The sequence below is a fragment of the Chitinophaga sp. sic0106 genome (assembly GCF_019219075.1).
Taxonomy (GTDB): Bacteria; Bacteroidota; Bacteroidia; order Chitinophagales; family Chitinophagaceae; genus Chitinophaga.
In genome coordinates this window covers 235,645-259,202 of sequence record NZ_JAHUWJ010000003.1, presented here as the reverse complement: position 1 = coordinate 259,202, position 23,558 = coordinate 235,645, and the positions used below count along the sequence as shown (strand labels likewise).

Sequence of the window (23,558 nt, the reverse complement as noted above, 5' to 3'; positions counted from 1 at the left end):
AACCACTACTCTCCCGGTTGGAACCAGGGGCGGATGCCCCACATATCGGGAGGCCCCACCAGGGTACCTCCCGATACATATTAATATATAAAAAGGCGACCCAACTGTCGCCTTTAAAAGCACACTTTCGTGTACGTTTGAGGGTTATTTCAATATACTGGATGTGATTAACGATGGTTATTGTTTCTGGCCCGTTTATTCTCCTCCGTATATTTTACAAACATGATAAACTGCACGAACTCCAGAAACTGGTAATCTTCTTTCAGTCCTTCCAGGGTTAATCCCTCCTGCTGACCAGTCTGAGAAATCTGACTCCATTCGAATGAAACGAGCTTCTCCTGTAAACCATTGGTAAGGGATTCCAACAAATGGGGAAAGGCCGTAAACGGCTGCGACATAATATGTTGCCCTTTAGGTGTTTGCTTCAGCTCCTGTACACGCTGGTGCGTTAAGGCCGGTAAAGGGACGCCTGATTGTTTGAATTGTGCTACGGTCATCATTGGGCATTAGTGCTTTTAAGGTGGTTCGGTTCCGGTTTATAATTGATTAGAGAACAGTTTTTAAAAAAGGTTACAAAATGTTGGCATTTTTTGTAACTTATTTTCACCTTAACCACCTAATATCCTTCTGAATGACTATTATTCAACCCATTGACACGTTTACTGACAACGAGCTCATCACCCGGGTACTGGCCGGCGAAAAAAGGCTATATGAGCAACTGATGCGCCGACACAATACAAGCCTGTTCAGGCTTGGGATGTCTTTTCTTCATAACGATATGGACGTGGAAGACGTTATGCAGCTCACCTACATTAACGCCTACCAGCACCTGGACCAATTCCGGAAGGATGCCTCATTTGGCACCTGGCTCAAACGCATCCTTATCAATGAATGCCACCAGCACCTGAAAAAAAGGATGAAAACAGCCAGCGATGGCCTGGAACAACATGAGGATGCTCCCAAAACAGCAGCAACACCTGTGGACACCGTACTCAATAAAGAACTGGGTAAAGTGCTGGAAAGCGCCCTGATGGCCATTCCGGAAAAGTACCGTGCCGTATTCGTTCTCCGGGAAATTGACCAGCTCAATGTTGCTGAAACCTCCAAAGCCCTCGATATCTCCCGGGTAAATGTGAAGGTCCGCCAGCTAAGAGCCAAGCTCATGCTCCGCGAACATATCTCCAAATTCTACAACAACGACGTTGTATTTCCATTCCATCTTATCCGCTGCGACAGGATCGTTTACGCCGTACTTGATAAGTTGGAAATTAAATAATCATTCATCAAAAGATGTAAGTTTATCCATTAGCGGACAGGCCTGCGGTCTGTCCGCTAAGATTTTAACTTACCTGCTTTGCGAGCAAAAAAGATAAAACAAAATCCTTGAGGGAGACGGTCATAAAATCCTGACCTGCTTTACTTTACGTTCTGTCCTGCCACTATCCGCAACAAATATTCCCCCAAAGCCTGCGAATATAAACCCACACCCCTCAAATAAATATTCCCCATCCCCACACTTAGTCCTGACTCCTAATTTTAGGTCGTTAATAAAAATTATATCTCATGAAAAAGTTAGAAAAACTGGTTACCAAAAAGGTAACATCCCCGGAAACCGTTAAAGGTGGTTTAATGGCATTGCAACCTGAATTCTCTTTCGATGATCAGCAGGTAACAACCGAAAACTATGCTTCCTGGAATGGTCAGCATTGGGTAACCGATGTACGCAAAGACCCTAAATAATCACCTGTAACACACAAATTTCAAAACCATTTTAAAATTGAAAACTATGAAAAGCAAAAAAAGTCTGACAAAACTGAATGCAAAAAAAGTTGAATCCCTGGACGCTATTAAAGGTGGTCTGATGCAACTCTCCAACGATTTATCAGCCGACCTCGGTGAGTCAGCAGGTGGCACCACTGTACATACCCCTACCCATTACGAAGGTCCGGATGTGTACATTTGCGATCACAAAAAAGATAAGTAATAACACCTCCTTCCGTCATAGCAGTATGACCATTATTTAAGCACTGCCGGCGACGCCGGCAGTGCTCTCCAAAAAACCATATACCATGTCTGCTCAAATCCTCATCTTAAGCCAGTCGCACCTGGAAGGCTCCACCGATCAGGTGTGCCAGTGGTTATCCCACCTGCGGATACCTTTCCTTCGGGTAAACGGGGAAGATTTGTGCCAACTGCAACGGCTAAACGATCTGCCGGCCAATGAAAATATTAGCGCTGTATGGTACCGCAGAAAGATTCACAGCTTTCCGGCAAAATACCAGCTCAAAAAAGCGGACTTCAACACGGAGTACACGCTCAAACGCTTCCTCATCGACGAATTTAACGGCCTTCATTCATACCTGTTTCACCTCATCGACCGCCAAAAGTGGCTCAACGACCCATTCACGGAAGAGAGCCTCAATAAATTACAAGTGCTCGCACTTGCCCGCAAATGCGGCATCCATACCCCTTTCACGGAAATTGTGACCACTAAAAAAGAAATTGAATCATTGCTGGAGAACTACACTGCCATCATCGTAAAACCTGTCAGTGAATGTATTTTTCTGGAAGATGCTGATGGTGGTCATTATAAAATGCTCACCAAAACCATCAATCCTGCCAATCTGCACCTCGTGCCGGAAATATTTTTTCCTTCCCTGGTACAGGAAAAGGTAGATAAGAAATTTGAAATCCGTACGTTCTACCTCGATGGTGAATGCCACTCCATGGCCATCTTTTCGCAGAACAACCACAAAACCCGGGAGGATTTCCGCAACTATGACAACGAACGGCCCAACAGGACCGTCCCCTATAAACTACCGGCAACGCTGGAAGCTAAGCTGGATCAGCTGATGAAGCTTCTGCACTTTCGTACCGGTTCCATCGACCTGATGGTGGACCAACAAGGGAATTACCATTTCCTGGAAATCAATCCGGAAGGGCAGTTTGGCATGGTGTCGTATCCATGTAATTATTATCTGGAAAAAAAGCTGGCAGTATTGCTGGGCCAATCCATTCAGGTTAAAGGGCCGCAGGTCCTATAACCTGAATGGATTTTTTCGCCCGCCCGAAGGCAAGCGAAAAATCACTAAATCTAATATCCATGAAAAAGAAATTCATCAGCAACCTGAAAGAAAAAAAGTCGCTGCCACTTTCATTATACTTCCTCGAGAAGAGCAACCCGCAGCCCGGCCGATACATCCTCAAATTCGAAAAAGCAAAAGCACTGAATTCAGAAGGATTCGAATTGTTCAATTTTTATAAAACCATCTCCAAATTCTGATCATGGAATATTTTAATCGCTACGCAAACTGCCAGCTTGTAACAGGCGCTAATATGTCGCTGCTATGCGACCTGCAGCTGCGCCGGTATTATCATATCCCTAACGATACGGCGGAAGTAATCACCTTCCTGGAACAACACAGCATCAACGAATGCATCGCCTGCTACGGTGAAGATAACCGCGAAGCCATCACCGGCTATATCGATTTTCTGCTCAGCAAAGAACTGGGCTTTACCGATACACAGCACCTGCCTGAGCTCACACCGCTGGACCTCAGCTGGGACCGGTTCGGAGATATTACCAACGTGATCATCGAATACAACGAACAAATTGATTATAACAGCACTTTCTTCCATGACCTGTTTCATCAACAGGTGCAGGGCCTTGAAATCCGTTGCTATCAGCATATATCGCTGGATAAACTACGTAGCTTTCTGGAACGCTTCAACGGTACCACACTGAAGTATATCAAACTGGTACTCCCGTTCGACCTCACCCTTGAACTGAAAACACTGGACCAGCTGGTAAAGAAATACCCAAGAGTGAAATCAATTCTCCTACATGCGTCACCGTTAGATAAGCTGGAAAAGATATTCGAAGGCTCCGTGCCGGTTACCTTCTATCAGGGCAACATCAACTCCTGCCTGGCCTGCGGTGAAATCCGTACCAACTACTTTTTGGCCAACATGGAATTGTTTACTGAAAGCCAGCAGCATAACACCTGCCTCAACAGAAAGCTCAGCATCGACCTGCAAGGCAATATTAAAAACTGCCCCTCGCTGCCGGAAAACTATGGCAATATTGCCACAGCCAGGTTGCAGGAAGTACTGGATGATAAAGCCTTTCACAAGTACGATAACATCCGCAAAGACGATATCAAAGGCTGTAAGGATTGTGAGTTCAGACATGTATGTACCGACTGCCGCGCCTACCGCGAAGATCCGAACGATCTGCTTTCCCGCCCCCTGAAATGTGGCTACGATCCCTACACCAACAACTGGGAAAACTGGTCGCAAAATCCCCTGAAACAGCAGGCTATCGCCTGCTATGGGTTAACAGAGTTAATCAACTGATATGAAGCTGAAAGCATTCCCTTTTTATATGCAGCCCGACAGGAAAGACTGTGGTCCTACCTGTATCAAAATCATCAGCCGCCACTACGGCCGGATGACGGACCTGGAAGCTATCCGCTCGCTGGCAGAAACCACGCGGGAAGGCAGCTCCCTGATGGGATTATCTGCTGCCGCTGAGGGACTGGGATTTAAAACACTGGCCGTGAAAATCGATTTTCTCACGCTCGTGGAAGAAGTGCCACTGCCCTGTATCTGCCACTGGGGTCAGCAACACTTCATTGTAGTGTATGATATCAAAACGACCGGCGGTAATACCACCATTTACGCATCCGACCCCGCTTACGGACTTATTAAATACACCAAACAGGAGTTTATTGACGGTTGGGTAGGCCGTGGTAAAAAAGAAAATGAAGAAGAAGGGATTGCCCTCCTGCTGGAACCTACCCCCGTGTTCTATGAAGCAGAATCAGCCACTCCACGGAGCCGGAAAAATTTCTCTTTCCTCTTCTCTTACTTCTCCCGATATAAAAAACTGATCGGACAGCTCTCCATAGGCCTGCTGGCAGGCAGCTTGCTGTCGCTCATTTTCCCTTTCCTCACGCAAAGTATCGTCGATATCGGCATCCAGAACCATGACCTCAACTTTATATACCTGGTGCTCCTGGCGCAGGTAATGCTGTTTTTAGGGAGAATGGGAATTGAACTGACACGTAGCTGGATCCTGTTGCATCTCTCCAGCAGAATCAATATCTCCATTGTGTCCGACTTCTTCATCAAATTGATGAAGCTCCCCATCAGCTATTTTGATACCCGCATGACCGGCGATATCATGCAGCGCATCAGTGACCACCAGCGGATAGAACAACTGCTGACCAACTCCTCGCTGAATACCCTGTTTTCCCTGGTAAACCTCGTTATTTTCAGCGTAGTACTGCTGATGTACGATTACCGGTTGTTCGGCATTTACCTGTTGGGCGCAGGTTTATCTGTTGCGTGGATTTCCTTTTTCCTTAAAAAGAGAAAAGAACTCGACTATAAAAGATTTTCGCAGGTAGCCCAGGAGCAAAGTAAGGTGATAGAACTGGTGAACGGGATGCAGGAAATCAAGATGCATAACGCAGAAAAGCAAATGCGCTGGGGCTGGGAGTTTATGCAGGTGAAACTGTTCAAGATCCAGATCAAAGCGCTGTCGCTCGAACAATGGCAAACCGTGGGCGCCAACTTCATCAACCAGGTGAAAGATATTTTTGTCAGCTTCCTCGCCGCCAAACTGGTGCTGGATGGCAATATCACCCTGGGGATGATGTTGTCTGTACAGTATATCATCGGGCAGCTCAACGGTCCGCTGATACAGCTGATGGACTTTGTAAAGCAGGTGCAGGATGCAAAAATTTCGCTGGACAGGCTGGGTGAAATTCACGATAAGGCAGATGAAGAACAGCCGCATGTGCAAATAGCCACCGACTTACCGGAGCAGGATATCGCATTGGAGAATGTTACCTTCCGCTACGTAGGCGCGGGTTCGCCGGTGTTTGAAAACCTGAGCCTGCGCATCCCGCATCGTAAAACTACTGCGATTGTAGGCGCCAGCGGTAGCGGCAAAACGACGCTGCTGAAATTGCTGATGAAATTTTACGAACCGGGAGAGGGAGATATTAAAATCGGTAATGTACAGCTGCAGCATGTTTCAGCGCGCTACTGGCGGGATCAGTGCGGCGTGGTGATGCAGGAAGGATATGTGTTTAATGATACCATCGCGCGTAATATCGCAGTGGGCGTGGATGATATCAATCGCAAACAACTGCGCGAAGCCGTATCCGTCGCCTGCATTAAAGATTTTGTGGAAGGCCTGCCCCTGAGCTATAACTCTAAAATAGGGAACGAAGGTATCGGTATCAGCGGGGGGCAGCGGCAGCGATTATTCATTGCCCGCGCCGTTTACAAGGCACCGGAATATATCTTTTTTGATGAAGCCACCAGCGCGCTGGATGCCAATACCGAAAAGGCGATCATGGGCAACCTGGAACAGTTCCTGAAAGGGAAAACGGCTGTGATTATTGCCCATCGCTTGTCGACCGTGAAAAACGCAGATAAGATCATTGTACTGGATAAAGGTAAAGTGGTAGAGGAGGGTAGTCACGATGAACTGGTAGCGCTCCGTAAAGAATATTACAGACTCGTTAAAAATCAGCTGGAACTTGGAAACTAAGAAAGAAATACTGGATACGGTTCACCTGCATTCCGAAGGCGTGCAGGACATCCTCACGCAGCCTCCCGGCTGGATGGCGCGTTTCGGCAATACCGTGATTTTTTTTATACTGCTGCTCACACTGGTGATGAGCTACCTGATCCGGTATCCTGAATTTATTCCGGCCACAGCCCTGATATCTACCCAAAACCCGCCGGAGAAGCTGGAAGCGAGAACCAATACACGGATAGCACAGATTTTTGTGGAAGATCACCAGCAGGTAGCCCCAGGGCAGCTGCTGATTGTATTGGAGTCCACCGCCGACTACCGGGATGTGATGCAGCTGCGTAAGATCATTGACTCACTGGACACCATGGGAGTGGCCCACTTCCCTGTGGAAGTAGTAAGAACTTTTAAATTAGGGGATATACAGGGAGACTATAATGCCTTTGCCAAAGCACTGATTGATGAACAGCTTTATTCGCGCCTGCAGCCCTATTCACCTGAATACGCAGCCGCAGAAAAAGGACTGTCGGAATCCCGCAGCCGGATACGTAGTCTGCTCCTGCAAAAGAAACTGGAGCTGACAAAGTACGAAGTATCCCAACGTGAATTTGACCGTTACACGGAACTTTTCAAAGAAAGGGTGGTGTCTGCCTCTGAATATAACCAGGAAAAGCTGAAGTTCCTCCAGGCAGAGCAGAACCTCGAAAATATTAACCTCACCATTTCGCAATTACAGGAAGGAATAGTGAGTATAGAAAGAACCAGGAGCGGCGCGGCTATTAACGCGCAGAAAGATCAGGTAAGCCTGTCCGCTCAAAGTACACAGCTGTTTGAGCAGCTTCGTAAATCCCTCAACGCCTGGGAGCAAAACTACCTGCTGCGCGCCTCCGGGGCAGGGGTGGTCAGCTTTCAGCAGCTGCTGGGTAACAACCAATATGTGAAAAGCGGAGATGTGCTGCTGTCCGTAATGCCGGTGGAAAATGTACAGCCCATCGGGCGACTCAAACTGCCCGCCATTAATTCCGGCAAAGTCAGGGAAGGCCAGAAGGTGCTCCTGAAACTGGATAACTATCCTTACCAGGAGTTTGGTTTGGTAGAAGGTAAAGTCAAAAACATCACCAATGCACCGGATAAAGATGGTAATTACTTCGTCACCATTAGTCTGCCCAATGGCCTCCAAACGAGCTATCACCGCACATTGCCATTTGATAAAGAACTGAAAGGTAATGCAGACGTGGTTACCGAAGACCTGCGGCTGATTGAACGGTTCTTTTACCAGATGCGGAAACTGCTGCGGTACGAATAATGGAATACAGGATGGTACAGGATAATATTTCAGTTGAATCCTTGTATATTACCTGAATTACGTTATTATTTCGTATGTAGAGCCGCAATGTTTGCGGCTCCTCGCAAATATCTCCTCCGCAAACTTCCCGGTATTTAACCGGGTTAATTGCAGTGAAGATACCAGTGAAGATTTTAGCGGGGAGACGCAAGCATTGCGTCTCTACATAGGATAAACAGTTTTCGCAACATGAAACAACTGATAGTACTTTTCACCTGCACCGCTTTAGCCGCGGCCTACAGCTTTACACCGGCTGTATTACCGCCACATCAGACCACTGAAACGCAAAAAGTTAAACGATATAAAATTACCGACTATGGCGCCATTGGCGACAGCACCACGCTCAACACCAAAGCCATACAGTCGGCCATCGATAAATGCGCTGCCAGCGGCGGCGGCATCGTGGTAATACCAAAAGGCATCTTCCGCAGCGGCGCCCTCTTCCTCAAAAAAGGGGTAAACCTGGACATCCAGGAAGGGGCTGTGCTCAAAGGCTCTACCGACATCAACGACTATCCGAAAATTAACACCCGCATTGAAGGGCACTTCGAAATGTGGCGCGCCGCCCTCATTAATGCGGACGGTATTGATCACCTTCGTATAACGGGAACGGGCACACTGGATGGCAGCGGCGCTCCTTTCTGGAAAAAATTCTGGGATGAACGTGCCAGAGATGGCAAAACTAAAAACCTGGATGTAGAACGCCCCAGGCTGATGCTGATACAAAACGCCGGGGATGTACAAATCAGTGGCATCCATTTCCTGAACTCCGGTTTCTGGAACCTGCATATTTACAAGTGCAGCAAAGTGGTGGTGAAAAACTGCAGCTTCATTGCCCCGGCGGTATCCAAGCCGGATAACCACGCCCCCAGCTCCGATGGTATTGATGTAGACAGCTCCCAGGATGTGCTGATTGCCGGCTGCTTCTTCTCCGTTGGGGACGACTGCATCGCGCTGAAAGGCAGCAAAGGCCCGTTTGCCGGTAAAGATCAGAGCAGCCCGCCGGTAGAGCGTATTACCATCACCGATTGTATCGTGGAGAAAGGCGGTGGCCTGGTCACCTGCGGCAGCGAAGCCACTATTGTAAAAGATGTGGTGGTGAAAAACAGCATCACCCGCGGGCCTACCGTATTGCGACTCAAACTGCGCCCGGATACCCCGCAGCAATATGAAAACATCCTGCTCGAAAATATTACCGTTGAAAATGGAGGCGCCATCTTCAAGGTGTCGCCCTGGAGCCAGTATTTCGACCTGATGGGGCAGGAGCCACCTACCTCTATTGTACGCAATGTGCAGATTAAAAACATTCACGGTAACGCACAAACGTGGGGCGAGCTATTCGGTCATGCCAAAGCAACGATTACGGATATACGCGTAACCGATGCAAAGCTACAGCTGGCAGAGCCAGGCCTGAAGCTGGGCAATGTACAGGGGCTTAGTTCCACCAACGTATCTGTAAATGGCCAGGCAGTACAGCTCTCGGAGTTTAAACAAACAGTGGCTAATAAGTAAGCATAAAAAAAGGTTGCAGGTGAATACCTGCAACCGCTTCTTCGTTTTTGCTTATGAGAATTAAGGACTATTTCGTTTCCTGTTCTTTGCCCGATAATATCACCGTTATCCTGCTCTCCATGTCCTGCAGGTGATACTTTGAAATACCGGATTGCAGTGGTATCGCTTTCCGGATATCCCCGCGAAGGGCCACCAGCTGCGCACGCACAAGACTGGATGCATCATTGCCGGTTGGGTCCGGGTTAATGTAGAAAATCGTTCCGTTACCATTGTTACGACCCACAATCTCGTTTACCTGTTTAAAGGCTTTCTTCGACTGATCCACATACATTTTCTGGAGATTACGGCGGTACACATCAATAGGCTTGTTATTGTATAACTCCGTCCAGATACTGGTGCGCAGATCATCTAACATCTCCAGGGCCGAATATGTTTTGATATTTCTGTTCAGCGCAGCATCGCGGGTCAGTGTCATAATGGTACCGGAGCCCATCAGGCGCATGAGTACATTGAATTGTCCTGCGGAAATGTAGTTGGCTCCATCGGTACCGGTAAGCGCAGTCAGGGTATCGTTGATCAGCCACATCGGAGTGGTAAACACATATTCCTGCAGGAATTTCATGGCTTCCTTCTGTTGCTGGTAAGGCACCGGAGAAAGCTGAACACCCGGCTGCTCCACGCTTTTAAACGTCTGATATCCGCCGCCCACACTTTTCATCACCTGTGCGCCAAATAACATGTACTGACGCAATACTGTTTCGTACATCGTTTTCAGGTTTTCATACCCCTCATTAGGCACGCGGGTCCAGGTGCTCAGTTGCGGTAATACACGCTGCAGGTTTTTAATGCCGTATTTGGCTGCCAGCACGTTATTATCGCCCAGATCCTCGCTCTGACTACGCGGGTCTGACCCGGCGTTTTCACTGCCAAAAAACAGGCGCTGGTTAGCAGCGAGACTATCAATCACCAGTTTATTCAGGAAGGCTGCTTCTTCATTAGGCGTTTTATACTGCGGATACCAGCGGTAGCCGTATTGAATGGCCCACCTGTCGTACTCGCCTATACGGGGGAAAATTCCTTTTTCACCGATGTTATCTTCCGGCTGCGCCACCCAGTTAAAGCGGGCATAGTCCATGATGGACGGCGTGTGGCCGTTAGCTTCTACCCAGGCCTTGTTGCGCAGCTTTTCTACCGGCACTGTGGAGCTGGAGCCGAAGTTATGCGCCAGTCCGAGGGTATGACCCACTTCATGACTGGAAACGAACCGGATCAGCTGCCCCATCAGTTCATCATCAAATTCCATTTTGCGGGCACGTGCATCCAGCGGGCCTGCCTGCACCATATACCAGTTGTGTACCAGCTGCATAATGTTGTGGTACCAGTTGATGTGTGATTCTATGATTTCGCCGCTGCGTGGGTCATGTACGTGCGGGCCGCTGGCATTAGCTATGCTGGAAGGTTTGTACACGATCACGCTGTGCCGCGCATCATCAATACTCCAGGTGGAATCATTTTCCGGTGCCGGTAACGCTTTAATGGCGTTTTTGAAACCTGCCTGTTCAAAGGCTTTCTGCCAGTCGTTTACACCTGCAATAAGGTATGGCACCCACTTCTTGGGCGTGGCAGGGTCGATGTAGTAAACGATGGGCTGTGCTGGTTCTACCAGTTCGCCACGTTTGTATTTTTCTACGTCTTCCGGCTTTGGCTCCAGGCGCCAGCGGGTAATCAGGTAGCGGGCTTTAACACCTTGCGGGTCTGCATCAAAGTCCACATACCCTCTCGCAAAAAATCCTACGCGTGCATCGGCGTAGCGGGCCTGCATCGGGCCTTTCGGCAGCAACACCATAGAGCTGTTCAGCTCATAGGTATCCGGGATGGTGGCGCCAGGTTGGGCCCCGGTGGACAGGTAGCTGCGCAGGGTGCGTATTTCAATATTCATCGGGAAGGCTTTGAGCCCGGTGATGAATGATTTATCTGTTTGTGTAGCGCCTATTTTGAGGGCAGCCTTTACCTGCGGACCAAAATGGAAAATCTCATTTTCGTTGTTGAGGATATCGGTTACATCGATGACGGTGGAATGCGCCGCGTTATTATAGGCTTTTACGGGAAATACCGCTGCAATCGGCTCCAGGTTTGACTTTATCACCGCACGGAACATACCGTTTTCGGTGGTGTCGGCAGAGCGCTCCTGGAAGCGCATTACTTTCAGCAGGATTTTGTCGTCCTGCCCTTTATCGAAGTGGATGACATTTTCTGCGATCTGATCACCGGCATAGCCGGTCATGTTAGGGCGTGGGTTGGTGGCCGCTTTACCGATGCGGTTTACGACCAGGATAGCGCGGGTGAGCATGCTGTCCGGAATCTCAAAGTAGTAGCGACTATTGAGATAATGCACGTTAAACATACCGGCATAGGTTTTAGCCTTTGCAGTGATCACCTGGTCATATGGCTTGATGGCCGCCGGCAGCGTATCCGTTTTTTTTGCGCTGCTGTCGGCAGGAGGAGGTGTTTTCTTTTGTGCCTGCGCACTGGCGCCGATGGCCAGCAAGGTAGCCACGGCGATGTTGATTTTTAGCATGGATATTATTTAAGTAATTCTTGTAGTTGCTGTGATAATGCTTCGCCACGGAGGTCTTTGGCAATAATTTTCCCCGTTGGGTCAATTAGAAAGTTCTGTGGGATGGACCTCACCATATATTTTTTCGCTACCTCGCTGTCCCAGTATTTCAGGTCAGAAACATGCTGCCAGGTAAGCCCGTCTTTTTCAATGGCTTTGATCCAGTCGGCCCGCTTGCCGGCCTGGTCAAGGGATACGGACAGTATGTCGAAGTTTTTATCCTTAAATTTCTCCCAGGCTTTTACCACTATAGGGTTTTCTTCCCGGCAGGGACCACACCAGCTGGCCCAGAAGTCGACCAGGACATATTTGCCTTGGTAGTCGCTCAGTTTCACCAGGTGGCCGCTGGTATCGGCTGCCTCAAATGCAGGCGCCATTGCACCTACCCGCACGGCCATATATTGATCGATCATTTTAGCGGTGCTGATACCAGCTTCGCTCTGGCGTACGCTTTTCTTCAGCTTGCCGAACAGCGCCTTGTAACGCACGATGTCTTCCGGCAGCGGGCCGATAACGTCTTTCAAAGCATCCAGGCTCACCATGTAATCAGGATGTTGTTGTATGAATTCGATTTCGCGTGCCTTGCGCGCCTGTTTCAGCAGCTTCATCTGGTAGCGCCATTCACCCAGGCCGATAGTGTCGTAATGGCCTTTTGCTTTCTGGGCATCATAATAGTTTTGCTGACAGGTGGCCAGCTTTTGATCTGCTTCGGCCAGAAACGCGGCCAGCTCTTGTTTTTGCGCAGTGCGTATAGCCGTATCTGTTAGTTGTTTCTGAGCGGTTGCCGTATAGCCAAAGCTACAGGCGATTGCTACCAGGAGTGTATGTTTCATGCGATGAGTTTATAACTTTGCGGACATGCACTCCCCTGTACCGGTGTAAATACACCGGCCACAGGAGTGTTTCATGTATTGTGATGTGCTTAGAAAACGCGGCTGCCTATACCTTTTTCCATGTAGATGATGGTGTTGATACGGCCATCCCCTTCGTAGGTGGGCTGTGCCAGCGGTTGTATAGTGCCGGTAGAGCTGATTTTATGCAGCCATACCTTATAACGTCCATCCTTATACGAAGCAATGGCCAGGTAGTCGGTGGTATACACCACATTGGTAGCCGGCACCGGATACTTGATATGTTGTATGGATGTTACGGTTTCACCTTCCGGCAGGGTTACCTGCAAACGCTCCGTGGTAGTGGTTACATCTGTCAGGTAAATATTATTGCCGATGGCGTAGTAGATATAATCGGAATCGTAGTTGCCCGCGATTTTACTGGCTTTCATGAGGCCATGGGTAGGCGCGAGGGTATCCCGTTTCATGACCAGCGAATCACTACCCAGCAGGAAGCCGTAGAGCGTATTCAGCTTATACAGCATCCCGCGTTGGTCAGGCAACCTGAACAGCGTGAGCGCCACACTCCGTGGACCCGGGTAGCCGCCCATCCATAGCAGATCAGCGGTCATGTTCTTCAGGCTTTCCCCGTTTTTTGCCAGCGCTGCATAGGCGGTACCGTTATAGCAGAAGATGGATTTGGTTTTGATATCCCATCCGAGGTCCATTGCGCCTACCACCGCCAGTGGTGCGGGCGTATAGGTTTGCGGGAGACTGGTAAACAGCGCGCCTTTAGTCATGCAATAGGCGCGGTTATCGTTGAGCAGCATCAGGTTGCCGGATGGCATCGGCTGAAAAACGTTCTGTGGCCTGCGGTTGGCAGGTTTAGCAAAGAACATGCTGTCGAATCCATAGACTTGCGCACCGTTACTCACCCGGTAAATAGCAGCATCATTTTCAGAGAGTACCACCAGGCCTCCGAACAGATCGGCGGAGGTGAGCGTGGTACGCAGGTCCGCGGTGAATAAGCCTTTTACAGCATTGCCATCCAGGCTCTTGCCCTTGTTGTTGAAAGCAATCCAGTTATCGATCCTGCCGGTTTTATAAATGAAGTCTACATCCGTTTTCCCATTGTTATCTTTGATGAGATACCAACCATTCTCATTCCTGGTGGACACGTTAAAGATGATCTCCTTTAGCTTTACCACGCCGCTACGCTTGTCCCGCACGTTAAAGATGAGGTAGTACTGGCCGGGATCGAGCATTACCGGGAGTTCCAGGTTTTTGGTAAATGCCAGCGTATCCGTTTTGTTTCTGTTACCATAGAGAGATACAAAGTTCGCGCTGATATTGGTCCAGTAATAATCGTAAGTTGTTTCACCGGCAACATCAGGAGAAATTCGCAATGTATCCTGGTGTGTATACAGGTTGATGGTATCCGGAACGCCGGCTACATCAAACGCCGGCAAAGGCTGCGTGATGCCGGTGCTTTTATCTTTTGTACAGCCAAAGGCCAACAGGCCAATCAGCCCTATGAATAGTATATTATTGCGTTTCATGTAATTGTTGGTTGATGGATTATGGGAATGTAATGGCCGGGCTGGTAGGGGAAGCGTTTTCCCGAACAGGTGCTTTACCGCTGGCAATGTTAGCCGGATCACTGTTGTACGCTGCCAATGCTTCCTTTAATACTATTACAAACTGCCGCAGGGAACCATTGCCGTTGGCCGCCTGGTACCACGCCTCATCAATGTTTTGCTTCAGTACATCGATCATGAACTGGTGCTTACCCACGCTGTACTTGTTAAACCAGCTATAGGCAGGTGATAGTCCGTTGTCTGTTTGCCACGATTTAAAACGCTCCAGATGGTCAGAAAACGTCAGCGTTTTTTCGCGGGCTGCTTTCTCTCCCAAACCAAACTGGTCATTGGCTACCAACTGCACCCGTAGGCGATAGGTGTTCGCAGCCAGACTTGCATCTCTCAATAAAATAACAGGGATTTTAGCCGTAGCCTCATTCGCTTTTACGACCATGATGGCCTGCACAGCTTTATCGTTGAAGTCCACATAATGCACACCCGGCAGGGCTTTGTAGGGCAGTTCCGTGGCAGTGCTGTCGATAATCAGGTTAGTCGCCGGATCGCGTTTATACGTCCACGTTACCTCCGGTACCTGCACCAGTTTCACCGGCCGGTCGTAGGGCGTTATCCCGCCGATAGTATTGATGTCTATATACACGGTATCCTGGACCAGACTTTTGCTTTCAAAAACAAAAGTGGCTGTTTGGGTAGTGGTGTCACTCATTTGCACGCGCGCAATATCACTGTAGGTAAGGTAAGGCGCCTTTTTGCAGCCAGAGGTGATCATCAGGGCAAGGGCGCATAAGCAGATAATATTTTTCATGGCGGTAATTACTTGTTGTTATAATTAATTTCACGATCTGGTTTAGGCACTACATACCTGGCAGGGGTGCCGGTATAATAACTGTACGTCCAGCTGGCAGGCAGGGTAGTTACGTTGTAGCGCTTGTAGGTGAAAAACGTTTGTCCTTCCCCGTAAAACTCACGCACATACTCGCGGATCATTTTATTCTTACGGTCCGTTTCCCAGGCAGTGGCATTAAAGCCGGAAGGGAAAGGAATACCTTTTTCGTTGCAGTAAGCACGATACCAGGTTTCCGCCGTTTCTTTGGTGCCGGCGCATTCCGTAAGTATCAGGTACATTTCGCTGAGGCGCAGCAGGGGCACCTGCAACACCGGTGCGGATGGCTTTTGTATAAACTTGCGGTACATCACATAGGAGGGGTTGGTGAGTTTATACACCCACATCTCTTTCCATCTTACATCGGATGTACGCTCGGCTACCGGAAACAGGTTGTTGAGATAATAAAAGCCATCCTGGATGTTGAAATCGTTACGCGCCAGCTGGCCGGATTCGCCAAATGTGCCGGTGGCAATGGTTTCCAGGTTGTATACACTGAGTGCGGCAATATGTTCGGCTGACATCAGGTAGTCGCCCGCCACCCGGTCGCTCTCACGGCCAAGCCTAAACGTAGGCCGCCCTGTACGATCTTTTGCATCCACCACCAGCTGTGCATATTGAGCCGCCTTTACTTTGTTGGCGGGATCAGTAGCCGCGAGGTACATATATACACGTGCTTTCAATGCCAGCACTGCATAGTAGTTCAGCCTGATCTGACGGTACATGTAAAAGTTATCCGCTACCACCGGGGGCGCGCTGGAACTGGCAACAGGATTGAGTTCTGCGAGGGAGTAGCTGAGGATAGGGTCTTTGTCTTTCATCAGTGCTTCGGCAGCATCCAGGTCCGCCAGGATATTTTTTGCAAACTCCTGGAAGTTCACCGGCGTAATAATATCATGCGTTACTTCCGTTACATACGGCAGCAATGTTGTATTACCGCTGTTATCCGGCATAGGGCCGAACATGCGTAAAACATCGAAATGGTTGAACGCACGCAGTGCAAGGGCTTCTCCTTTGATGAGGGCGTAGTTGTTACCCGTGAATATGGATTGCTGGCCGTCTATTCTCTCCAAAATGCTGTTAACACTGGCAATCACCTTATACAGGTCCGCATAGGTATTATCCAGCGTACCTCTTACCTGCGCATCGGTATAGGTGGCGTTGGTAAGGTTGGTAATGGTGATACTGTTGCCTTGCACATCCCAGTTACGCGCCATGTACTCAATGGTGCTCCACATGAGGCCACCCCCGTAGGTATTGTTGCTTTTCATTTGGATATAAGCACCTGTCAGCGCATCCCTGAAACCTTTTTCTGTACTGAAAATCTGGTCTTTGGTGGTTTGCGCCCGGGGAGTTACATCCAGGTATTTGTTACAGCTGCTGAATGCCAGCGCGCCAAAAAGTATAGTCGTAATAGTTAGTCGTTTCATGTTTGGTCTGGTTTAAAAAGTGGCAAACACATTAAAGGAAACCTGTCTGGTAAACGGATAGTCCAGTCCGCGTTCCTGCTTCACCGTAGAGATGTAGAACAGCTCCCCGGTGTTGGCAGAGAGCGTGAGCGCCTGTAGCCCGATGTGTTGCAGCCATGCCCTGTCCAACACGTTATAGTTGATATTGATGTTCTGGCAGGTAAGAGTGGATTCATGCTGCACGAACCTGGAGGAAGGGAAGATCACCCCATAATCATTAATGCCTTTAAAGAAAGCCTTGTCCCCCGGCTGTTTCCAGCGGTCGGTAAACACGCGGGCATCTACGTTAAAGAATTTATCCGCGCTTTCTACCCGGTCAACCAGCGTTTGGTTGTAGATCTGGCCACCCAGGCGGTAACCAAAGGAAGCATTCATGCTGAGTCCTTTGTAACGTACCAGCGTGCTGAAATTGCCTCGGTAGGTAGGCTGATTGAGGCCCACGGCTACACGGTCGGCTGCATTCCAGGAGTAGGTTACCTCGCCCTTACGGGTCAGGAACAGTTCCCGGCCGGTGCTGGGATCAATCCCCAGCGAGCGGACAGCGTAAATGGTATTCTGGGAAGCGCCTTCCCGGATGATTTTATTAGGCGTGCTGCCATTGGTTTGCAAGGCCAGCTTTTCATTAGCGGCTTTCATGGCTTGCGACAGCTGCACAATCTGATCTGTGTTGTGGGCGATATTACCGGTCACTGAAAAGCTGATGCGGCGGGCATCATTCTGGATCAGCATCAGCGTTGCGCTGGCCTGCCACCCCTTTTGTTCCAGCTGGCCAATGTTTTCGATGTAGCTGGTGAAGCCATTAGAGTAAGGCAGTTCGAGGGAGCTGAGCAGATTAGAGGTCCTTTCTCTGTAAACATCCGCTACCAGGGTAATCCTGCCACGGAAAAGCTCCGCTTCCACGCCGCCATTGTATTTCTGGTTTTTCTGCCATTGCAGGTTAGGGTTGCCCAAGGATGTTTGGGTAGCACCGAGCCAGTTTTTATAGTGGTCGTTGATGATGTAACCATAGGTAGCCAGCGGCTGATAGGCCGCAAAAGCCTGGTTACCGGTAACGCCGTAGGAACCGCGCAATTTCAGTCTGTTTACAAACTGGAGTTGATTGTGAATGAAATCGATGTGGTGCAGGTTCCACCCGGCGCCCAGGGAATAGAAAGGAGCAAAACGACTGTTGGTGCCAAATTGAGAAGCCCCATCCACACGGTAGCTGGCATCTGCAAAGTAGCGGTCATCAAAGCTATAGCTGATGTTGCCTACAGCACTCACCCTTCTGGTAGTAGCTTCTGTACCACCTGGCTTACCATCTTTCTGGTATTGCAGGGCCATGCCTAAAAAGTCGATGCTGGCATCGGGGAAGCCTTCCGCCGCAAAAGTGTAGTTGGTGCTTTTATCTTCCGCCGCTTCCAGCTGCGCACCGATGCTCAGGTAGTGCAGCCCTTTAAACAGGTTGCTGTATTGCAGGTTTAAGGTGCTGGTATAACTGAAGGATCTGCCGCTGCCGTAATCGTAGGTGCCTTTACGTAAGATGTCGGCATCGCTGTAACCTGCAAAGGCGGAATGTTCGGCAGGCTTGAAATTATCAGTGTTGGCATTGGTGGCGTTAATACCCAGTCCGCCGCGCACGGTGAAGTGGGTAAACGGTGTCCAGTCCACCTGGAAGTTATTGATGATATTGAGGTACTGACTACGGTCAAATGTATTCAGCGTAGCATCATACATCGGGTTGGCATACGGCTTTCCGCCGGTGCCGTTTTTCTGTACCCAGTAGTCGTAGCTAAATGGGGTAAATGTTTTGGCAATGTGGCCGGCAGAGTCGTACGGGTTCCAGTAAGGATTGAGCTTTACATAGTCGCCAAAGGAGCCCCAGGGCGACTGATTCGCTTTCACGCTGCCTACGGTCAGACTATTTCTGAAGTTCAACTTTTTCAACCGGTAGGAGAGGTCCACCGTACCGTTGATGGTTTGCCTGTCGGAGCCTTTCATGACCCCTTGGATTTTATGCACGTCACCGATGAGCGCATAGCGGAAGGCAGCGTCGCCACCTTCGAGGCGGAGGGAGTGCTGCTGATCTACGCCGTTGCGCAGCGGCTGTGCCATCCAGTCGGTATTCACGCCGCTTTCCACCAGTCCTTTCACCTCGTTGTAATAGGTTTGCAGGTTGATGTTTTGCTGCGGGCTTTTGGTGGCATTGTAATAGAAGCCGGAGAGGCGCTCCAGCTCCAGTTTATCACGTGCGTTGAGCAGGTGGTAGGAGCTGAGGTCTGGTGTGCTGAGACTTAACCCACCCCTGTAGGTCAGGCGCAGCTTACCGGCTACCGGTTCTTTGGTGGTGATTACGATTACGCCGTTGGAGCCTCTGGAGCCGTAAATGGCGGTGGCAGGGCCGTCTTTCAGCAGGGTGATGGTGGCGATTTCGTTGGTGTTGAGGTCCATCATACGCTGCAGCGTGATGGGAAAGCCGTCCATGATAATCAGCGGCGTGTTGATCAGCGCGGAAGTATTATCCTGCAACTGGTCTATGTTTGGGAGGTTCCTGTTGCCACGCATCTGGATATCGGGGAGGTGGTTGGGGTCCGACCCGAAAGTATTATCCGGCACGATATAGAACGAAGGATCGATGTTACCGAGGGTCACAAAGATGTTTCTTCCCTGGAAGTTCTGAATTTCTTTGGCGGTAATGGTTTTAGCCGCGCCGGTATAGGATTCTTTTGATTTGTTGAAGATACCGGTGACTACTACATTGTTGATGGAAGAAATGGCCGGCGCCATGATGATGGACAGGGATTTATTATTCCGGATGGTGTGCTGCACGGGGCGGTATCCTACAAAGGAGATGAGGAGTACATCGCCGGTGGCGGCTTCGATCTGGAAGTTTCCCTGCGCATCGGAGGAGGCGGTAGCGGTTTTGCCTTTCACGCGGATGGTGGCTCCCGGCAGGGCGCAGTTGCATACGCTGTCGGCCACATGCCCGGAAATCTTAGGCAGCGGCTGTTGCTCGCCGGCGTCGCTGCTAACAGTGGCCAGCGGTTGTGGCCTCGGCGTGATGACGATGGTTTTCGTATTTTCTTTCAGCTCCATGCGGAACGGCTGATCTTTGGAGATGATCTTCAGCAATTCCGGCAGTTCGATGTTTCCGTTTACCGTAACGGTTTTTGCATTTGCCAGCATGTCCTGGTTGTAGAAGGCCACGTAGCCTGTTTGCTGACGGATGGTCAGCAGCAGTGACTTTACCGGTAGGTTGGTGCCCGATACTGATACGGATTGGGCCTCTACGGCGGCCTGCACATGAATCAGCGTGACAAAAAGCAGGAAAAATGTCAATCTCATAGCAAGAAAAATTGTGGCTGCGCCGTTGCTTTGGCCTGGCTTGACTTTCAGGCCACCGGCAGGCAGCAATTTGGTTGATAACCCCTGCGCCGGAGGTTCCTGAACGGGCATAACATTCAGGTACGGCTTGGGAAAAGCAGTAAAATCCATAACTTACGTGTTGGTTAGGGTTGATAAAAAAGCAAATTCGTCCTAAGAAATTGTTGAGGGATCAGCCCAGCCGCCGGCCGAGAGTGTTGCAAGCGCTTTCGGCCTTTTTGCTGCTGTTCCCCAGGGATACATCAGGTCATGTTGTTGTGATGTTTATTGTTAGCGATATTGAATTCGTTGGTATGTAATTATGGCATTACAATGAGTTTACGGCCTTCCAGCTGGAAGTGCACGTTGGAGCCTTCCAGTATCTGCAATACGTCCTGGAGGGTATTCTGTTTGTTGATTTCCCCACCAAAGCGGGTAGGAGGGATACCTTTCTCATAAACTACTTCTATGTCGTACCAGCGCTCCAGTTGCCGCATTACTTCGTCGAGGCTGGCATTTTCAAAATTAAACAGGCCATTTTTCCAGGCCATAACCTGATCTGTATTTACTGCGTTGAGCACGGCCAGTTGTGTGGTGGCTGGCTTTACGGCTGCCTGCTGTGCAGGTTTAAGTGTAGCCGTGTGCCGGTAGGCGTTGATCCTCACTGCTCCGCTGAGGAGGGTGGTCCTGATGCTGTTTTCGTTGGTATATGCGTTTACGTTAAAGCTGGTGCCCAGCACTTCTATGGTGGTGGAGTCACCTGCGGTAACCTTAAAAGGTGCCTTATCGTTGGCGGCTACTTCAAAGTAGGCTTCGCCCTGTAAAGAGATATGCCTTTCCTGCCCGCTGAAGGAGGTCGGGTATCTGATGGCACTGGCGGCGTTGAGCCATACTTTGGTACCATCTGGTAGTATGAGTTTAAATTGTCGCCCTTTAGGAGTGCTAACGGTGTTGAAAGTGGCGGCGCCGGATTGCCCGGCGGCGTTATAGGCCAGTTGCCCGTTTTGCAGTATTACCTGTGTGCCGTTCTGGTTGGCCACCACGCCATTGCCGGTGCTGTCGAGCACCAGTTGGGAGCCATCGGCCAGGGTGAGGATGGCTCCATCCTTGCCAGGGGCTATTGGCGCGGTTTCCCCGAGGGCAATAGTGGGTGTGGTCGTGTGTTGCCGTTGCCAGTAGAAGATGGCTATGCCGATCAGCAGGGCGGCTGCGGCGGCGTAGCGGAATGCTTTACTGCGCAGCAGGGATAGCCGTGGTTGGCGGACTATTGCCGGCGGCTGCAGCATTGCCAGGAAGCGTATTTTGTTTTGCGCCCGGTTGCGGTCAATGTTATGCCAGGTTTGCAGCAGCTGATGAACGGCCGCCTCGTTGTTTATTTTTTCGAGCAGTGCCGCGTTTGGTACAGACTTATTCCTCCAGGCTTCCAGCTCCTGCAGCTCGGCGGGGGATAATACTTCCCCGGTAAGCTGCCGGTGCAGCAGTTGCGCTATTCTCTCCTCAAAAGCATGGTCCATAAATGAATTATCGGCTGTTGGCATGTCCCCTCATTTCCAGTATAACAACTGACTATTTCAAAGCGTGACAAAAAATTCTTAAAAAAATAAAATACTCAGGAAACGGTCGCTCACGCCCTTTTTCAGGAGAGCTGTTTTAAGCGCCGTAATGGCCCTGCCTTTGCGCTGGCGGAAGTTTTCCATGCTGATACCCAGCTGTGTGGCGGCATCGGCAGAGGGCATGTCCTGCAGGTACAGTAATTCCACCACCTGGCGATAGGTATCCGGAAGCCTGGCTATTTCTTCGTAGATGAGGCGCATCAGCTCTGATTCCACCATCAGAGACTCTATACTGACGTCGGTATCCGATTGCCCGGAGATATCCGGCCCGTGCTTTTCCCGCACCCGGAGGTGCTTCAGGTAATTTAGACTGGCGTTCCGGGCCAGGGTAAAAAGGTAGCCCCTGAGCTTGCCGGTGGACTCAAACCGGGCCGGGGCCTGCCATAGCTTCAGCAGGCATTCGGTGGCTATGTCTTCCGCCTGGTGCTGATCCTGGATAATGCTGAGGGAAAAATATACCAGGGTGCTGTAATAGGTATCATACAAATGGGCATATGCAGCGGTGTCGTTTTCCGCTATTGCAGTTAGTAATGCATCCTCCTCATATGGTGTTACACCTGGCAAAATCGATTTTTTATTATGGTCTGGTCCGGTACAAACTTATAAATAAATGCACAAAAATACTAGCTGGTATGGGGGTAGGTTTTACCTTTTATTTTTTACAGAGAGATGAATGGTCGCGCATATATAACCAATTAGTAACGGTAATGCCTTCGCCGCTGTTGATCACTATTTAATAGCCCTGCACTTTTGACCAGGCCAACCCGGCCTCTGATATCTCCCTAAACCACCTGATTTATTTAACCTAAATAAATGTTACCTTTAGTAAATACCTTCCCGGGCATAAACAGCAATAAGCGGCAATCGTCTCATCACGTACGAAATAGTTGGATACAATTAATCACCAAAACCAGTACCATGAGTACAGCCGGATACCAATCGCCTCAACGCTTATTTATTGCAGCATGCATCATTTGCTGCCTGACACTGGCTTTCACCGCAAATGCGCAGGAAAAACACAAACCATCTCCACCCTGGTATGTAGAAAAATATAAGGTCTCGGCAGGTGCATTTTTCCCCATTAATAATACCGACATATCATTGGGTACCCAGAATGGCAACGCCGGCACGAATCTGGATTTTGAAGATGATCTCGGGTTTAACCGTAATACTTCTACGTTTTATGCGGACCTTCAATGGCGTGCCTCCCCGCACTCCCGCTTTAACCTGACTTATTACCGGGTGGCCCGCAAATCTACCAAAGTATTGCAGCGTGATATCACCTTCGGTGATCATACCTATAACGTGGACGCAGAAATCGACGCACATTTCAATACCAATATTTACCGCTTCTCCTATGGATATGCTTTTTTCGTAAAGCCCAACTGGGAAGCAGGATTACTGGTAGGTGCGCACGTGGTGGGACTAAACACTGGTATTGGACTTACGGGGAATAACGTAGGCGCAAACTTTAGTGACGACTTCGGCATCACCGCACCACTGCCTGATCTGGGTATATGGGGTAGTTATTCCTTCGCAAAAAAATGGTACATGAACGCCGAATTCGATTACTTCTCCCTGAAAATAAATGACTACAAAGGGCAAATCCTTGCTTATAACCTGAATGTAAACTATCGTGCCTGGCGCGGACTGGATGTAGCGGTGGGGTATACCGGCCTCAATGCCCGTGTAGACGCGAATAAGGAGCATTTGGTGGGTTACTTCAAATGGGGGTATAATGGTCCTTCTGTTACCGTTAGCTATTCATTTGGACGAAATAAATGGAATAGATAATTCTC

Annotated in this window: 19 protein-coding genes; 10 read left to right on the top strand and 9 right to left on the bottom strand. The window is 49.5% G+C overall.

The annotated features are described in order from the left end of the window. Positions 1 to 167: 167 nt before the first annotated feature. Entirely contained in the window at positions 168 to 500 is a 333-nt protein-coding gene (locus KW844_RS06115; RefSeq protein ID WP_218375829.1) for a hypothetical protein, read from the bottom strand. A 131-nt stretch (positions 501 to 631) separates the two neighbouring features. Between KW844_RS06115 and KW844_RS06110 the strand changes: the two genes are divergently transcribed. The 9 genes from KW844_RS06110 to KW844_RS06070 all read left to right on the top strand — a co-directional run bounded on the left by KW844_RS06110 (position 632) and on the right by KW844_RS06070 (position 9,407). Beyond that, positions 632 to 1,276 (top strand): sigma-70 family RNA polymerase sigma factor, encoded by a 645-nt coding sequence (locus KW844_RS06110; protein ID WP_218375828.1) that lies wholly within the window; start codon positions 632 to 634, stop codon positions 1,274 to 1,276. A gap of 287 nt (positions 1,277 to 1,563) precedes the next feature. Next, positions 1,564 to 1,740 (top strand): hypothetical protein, encoded by a 177-nt coding sequence (locus KW844_RS06105; RefSeq protein WP_218375827.1) that lies wholly within the window; start codon positions 1,564 to 1,566, stop codon positions 1,738 to 1,740. A gap of 46 nt (positions 1,741 to 1,786) precedes the next feature. Beyond that, on the top strand, positions 1,787 to 1,984 hold the full coding sequence (locus tag KW844_RS06100) for a hypothetical protein (RefSeq protein ID WP_218375826.1): 198 nt from the start codon (positions 1,787 to 1,789) through the stop codon (positions 1,982 to 1,984). An 85-nt stretch (positions 1,985 to 2,069) separates the two neighbouring features. Then, positions 2,070 to 3,044, top strand: a complete 975-nt coding sequence (gene gwsG, locus KW844_RS06095) for a grasp-with-spasm system ATP-grasp peptide maturase (RefSeq protein WP_218375825.1) — start codon at positions 2,070 to 2,072, stop codon at positions 3,042 to 3,044. A 59-nt stretch (positions 3,045 to 3,103) separates the two neighbouring features. Next, the gene (locus tag KW844_RS06090) at positions 3,104 to 3,283 is read left to right on the top strand and encodes a hypothetical protein (protein WP_218375824.1); all 180 of its coding nucleotides are present in this window, start codon (positions 3,104 to 3,106) and stop codon (positions 3,281 to 3,283) included. A gap of 2 nt (positions 3,284 to 3,285) precedes the next feature. Beyond that, positions 3,286 to 4,356 (top strand): grasp-with-spasm system SPASM domain peptide maturase, encoded by a 1,071-nt coding sequence (gwsS, locus tag KW844_RS06085; RefSeq protein ID WP_218375823.1) that lies wholly within the window; start codon positions 3,286 to 3,288, stop codon positions 4,354 to 4,356. Position 4,357: 1 nt separating this feature from the next. Then, positions 4,358 to 6,565 (top strand): peptidase domain-containing ABC transporter, encoded by a 2,208-nt coding sequence (locus KW844_RS06080; protein WP_218375822.1) that lies wholly within the window; start codon positions 4,358 to 4,360, stop codon positions 6,563 to 6,565. Further along, a complete protein-coding gene (locus KW844_RS06075) occupies positions 6,555 to 7,856 on the top strand; it encodes an HlyD family secretion protein (RefSeq protein ID WP_218375821.1) in 1,302 nt (433 codons plus the stop codon). Before KW844_RS06080 ends, KW844_RS06075 begins: the two co-directional genes overlap by 11 nt. Positions 7,857 to 8,084: 228 nt before the next feature. Beyond that, the gene (locus tag KW844_RS06070) at positions 8,085 to 9,407 is read left to right on the top strand and encodes a glycoside hydrolase family 28 protein (protein ID WP_218375820.1); all 1,323 of its coding nucleotides are present in this window, start codon (positions 8,085 to 8,087) and stop codon (positions 9,405 to 9,407) included. Between the two features lie 67 nt (positions 9,408 to 9,474). Here KW844_RS06070 and KW844_RS06065 read toward each other — a convergent pair whose 3' ends face one another. The 8 genes from KW844_RS06065 to KW844_RS06030 all read right to left on the bottom strand — a co-directional run bounded on the left by KW844_RS06065 (position 9,475) and on the right by KW844_RS06030 (position 22,323). Next, positions 9,475 to 11,985 carry a zinc-dependent metalloprotease gene (locus tag KW844_RS06065; protein ID WP_218375819.1) on the bottom strand — a complete coding sequence of 837 codons (2,511 nt, stop codon included), beginning with the start codon at positions 11,983 to 11,985 and terminating at the stop codon, positions 9,475 to 9,477. Between the two features lie 5 nt (positions 11,986 to 11,990). After that, positions 11,991 to 12,857: a peroxiredoxin gene (locus KW844_RS06060; protein ID WP_218375818.1), complete on the bottom strand. Its 867-nt coding sequence runs from the start codon at positions 12,855 to 12,857 to the stop codon at positions 11,991 to 11,993. A gap of 89 nt (positions 12,858 to 12,946) precedes the next feature. After that, entirely contained in the window at positions 12,947 to 14,413 is a 1,467-nt protein-coding gene (locus KW844_RS06055; RefSeq protein WP_218375817.1) for a PKD-like family lipoprotein, read from the bottom strand. Between the two features lie 19 nt (positions 14,414 to 14,432). Then, a complete protein-coding gene (locus tag KW844_RS06050) occupies positions 14,433 to 15,257 on the bottom strand; it encodes a DUF4843 domain-containing protein (protein ID WP_218375816.1) in 825 nt (274 codons plus the stop codon). Between the two features lie 8 nt (positions 15,258 to 15,265). Further along, positions 15,266 to 16,765, bottom strand: a complete 1,500-nt coding sequence (locus KW844_RS06045) for a RagB/SusD family nutrient uptake outer membrane protein (protein ID WP_218375815.1) — start codon at positions 16,763 to 16,765, stop codon at positions 15,266 to 15,268. Positions 16,766 to 16,777: 12 nt separating this feature from the next. Next, positions 16,778 to 20,128 (bottom strand): SusC/RagA family TonB-linked outer membrane protein, encoded by a 3,351-nt coding sequence (locus KW844_RS06040; RefSeq protein WP_255578248.1) that lies wholly within the window; start codon positions 20,126 to 20,128, stop codon positions 16,778 to 16,780. Positions 20,129 to 20,466: 338 nt separating this feature from the next. After that, a complete protein-coding gene (locus tag KW844_RS06035) occupies positions 20,467 to 21,684 on the bottom strand; it encodes a FecR family protein (protein WP_218375813.1) in 1,218 nt (405 codons plus the stop codon). Positions 21,685 to 21,738: 54 nt separating this feature from the next. Then, complete coding sequence (locus KW844_RS06030) at positions 21,739 to 22,323, bottom strand: RNA polymerase sigma factor (RefSeq protein ID WP_218375812.1); 585 nt, start codon at positions 22,321 to 22,323, stop codon at positions 21,739 to 21,741. Between the two features lie 354 nt (positions 22,324 to 22,677). Between KW844_RS06030 and KW844_RS06025 the strand changes: the two genes are divergently transcribed. Continuing rightward, complete coding sequence (locus KW844_RS06025; RefSeq protein WP_218375811.1) at positions 22,678 to 23,553, top strand: porin family protein; 876 nt, start codon at positions 22,678 to 22,680, stop codon at positions 23,551 to 23,553. The last annotated feature ends 5 nt before the right edge of the window (positions 23,554 to 23,558 follow it).

Excerpts from the sequence above, each read along its gene's own strand:
- KW844_RS06025 (WP_218375811.1), top strand. The coding sequence starts at position 22,678 with ATGAGTACAGCCGGATACCAATCGCCTCAACGCTTATTTATTGCAGCA.
- KW844_RS06090 (WP_218375824.1), top strand. The coding sequence starts at position 3,104 with ATGAAAAAGAAATTCATCAGCAACCTGAAAGAAAAAAAGTCGCTGCCA.
- KW844_RS06115 (WP_218375829.1), bottom strand. The coding sequence starts at position 500 with ATGATGACCGTAGCACAATTCAAACAATCAGGCGTCCCTTTACCGGCC.
- KW844_RS06040 (WP_255578248.1), bottom strand. The coding sequence starts at position 20,128 with ATGAGATTGACATTTTTCCTGCTTTTTGTCACGCTGATTCATGTGCAG.
- KW844_RS06070 (WP_218375820.1), top strand. The coding sequence starts at position 8,085 with ATGAAACAACTGATAGTACTTTTCACCTGCACCGCTTTAGCCGCGGCC.
- KW844_RS06110 (WP_218375828.1), top strand. The coding sequence starts at position 632 with ATGACTATTATTCAACCCATTGACACGTTTACTGACAACGAGCTCATC.
- KW844_RS06065 (WP_218375819.1), bottom strand. The coding sequence starts at position 11,985 with ATGCTAAAAATCAACATCGCCGTGGCTACCTTGCTGGCCATCGGCGCC.
- gwsG (WP_218375825.1), top strand. The coding sequence starts at position 2,070 with ATGTCTGCTCAAATCCTCATCTTAAGCCAGTCGCACCTGGAAGGCTCC.
- gwsS (WP_218375823.1), top strand. The coding sequence starts at position 3,286 with ATGGAATATTTTAATCGCTACGCAAACTGCCAGCTTGTAACAGGCGCT.
- KW844_RS06105 (WP_218375827.1), top strand. The coding sequence starts at position 1,564 with ATGAAAAAGTTAGAAAAACTGGTTACCAAAAAGGTAACATCCCCGGAA.
- KW844_RS06055 (WP_218375817.1), bottom strand. The coding sequence starts at position 14,413 with ATGAAACGCAATAATATACTATTCATAGGGCTGATTGGCCTGTTGGCC.
- KW844_RS06060 (WP_218375818.1), bottom strand. The coding sequence starts at position 12,857 with ATGAAACATACACTCCTGGTAGCAATCGCCTGTAGCTTTGGCTATACG.
- KW844_RS06035 (WP_218375813.1), bottom strand. The coding sequence starts at position 21,684 with ATGCCAACAGCCGATAATTCATTTATGGACCATGCTTTTGAGGAGAGA.
- KW844_RS06080 (WP_218375822.1), top strand. The coding sequence starts at position 4,358 with ATGAAGCTGAAAGCATTCCCTTTTTATATGCAGCCCGACAGGAAAGAC.
- KW844_RS06045 (WP_218375815.1), bottom strand. The coding sequence starts at position 16,765 with ATGAAACGACTAACTATTACGACTATACTTTTTGGCGCGCTGGCATTC.
- KW844_RS06050 (WP_218375816.1), bottom strand. The coding sequence starts at position 15,257 with ATGAAAAATATTATCTGCTTATGCGCCCTTGCCCTGATGATCACCTCT.
- KW844_RS06100 (WP_218375826.1), top strand. The coding sequence starts at position 1,787 with ATGAAAAGCAAAAAAAGTCTGACAAAACTGAATGCAAAAAAAGTTGAA.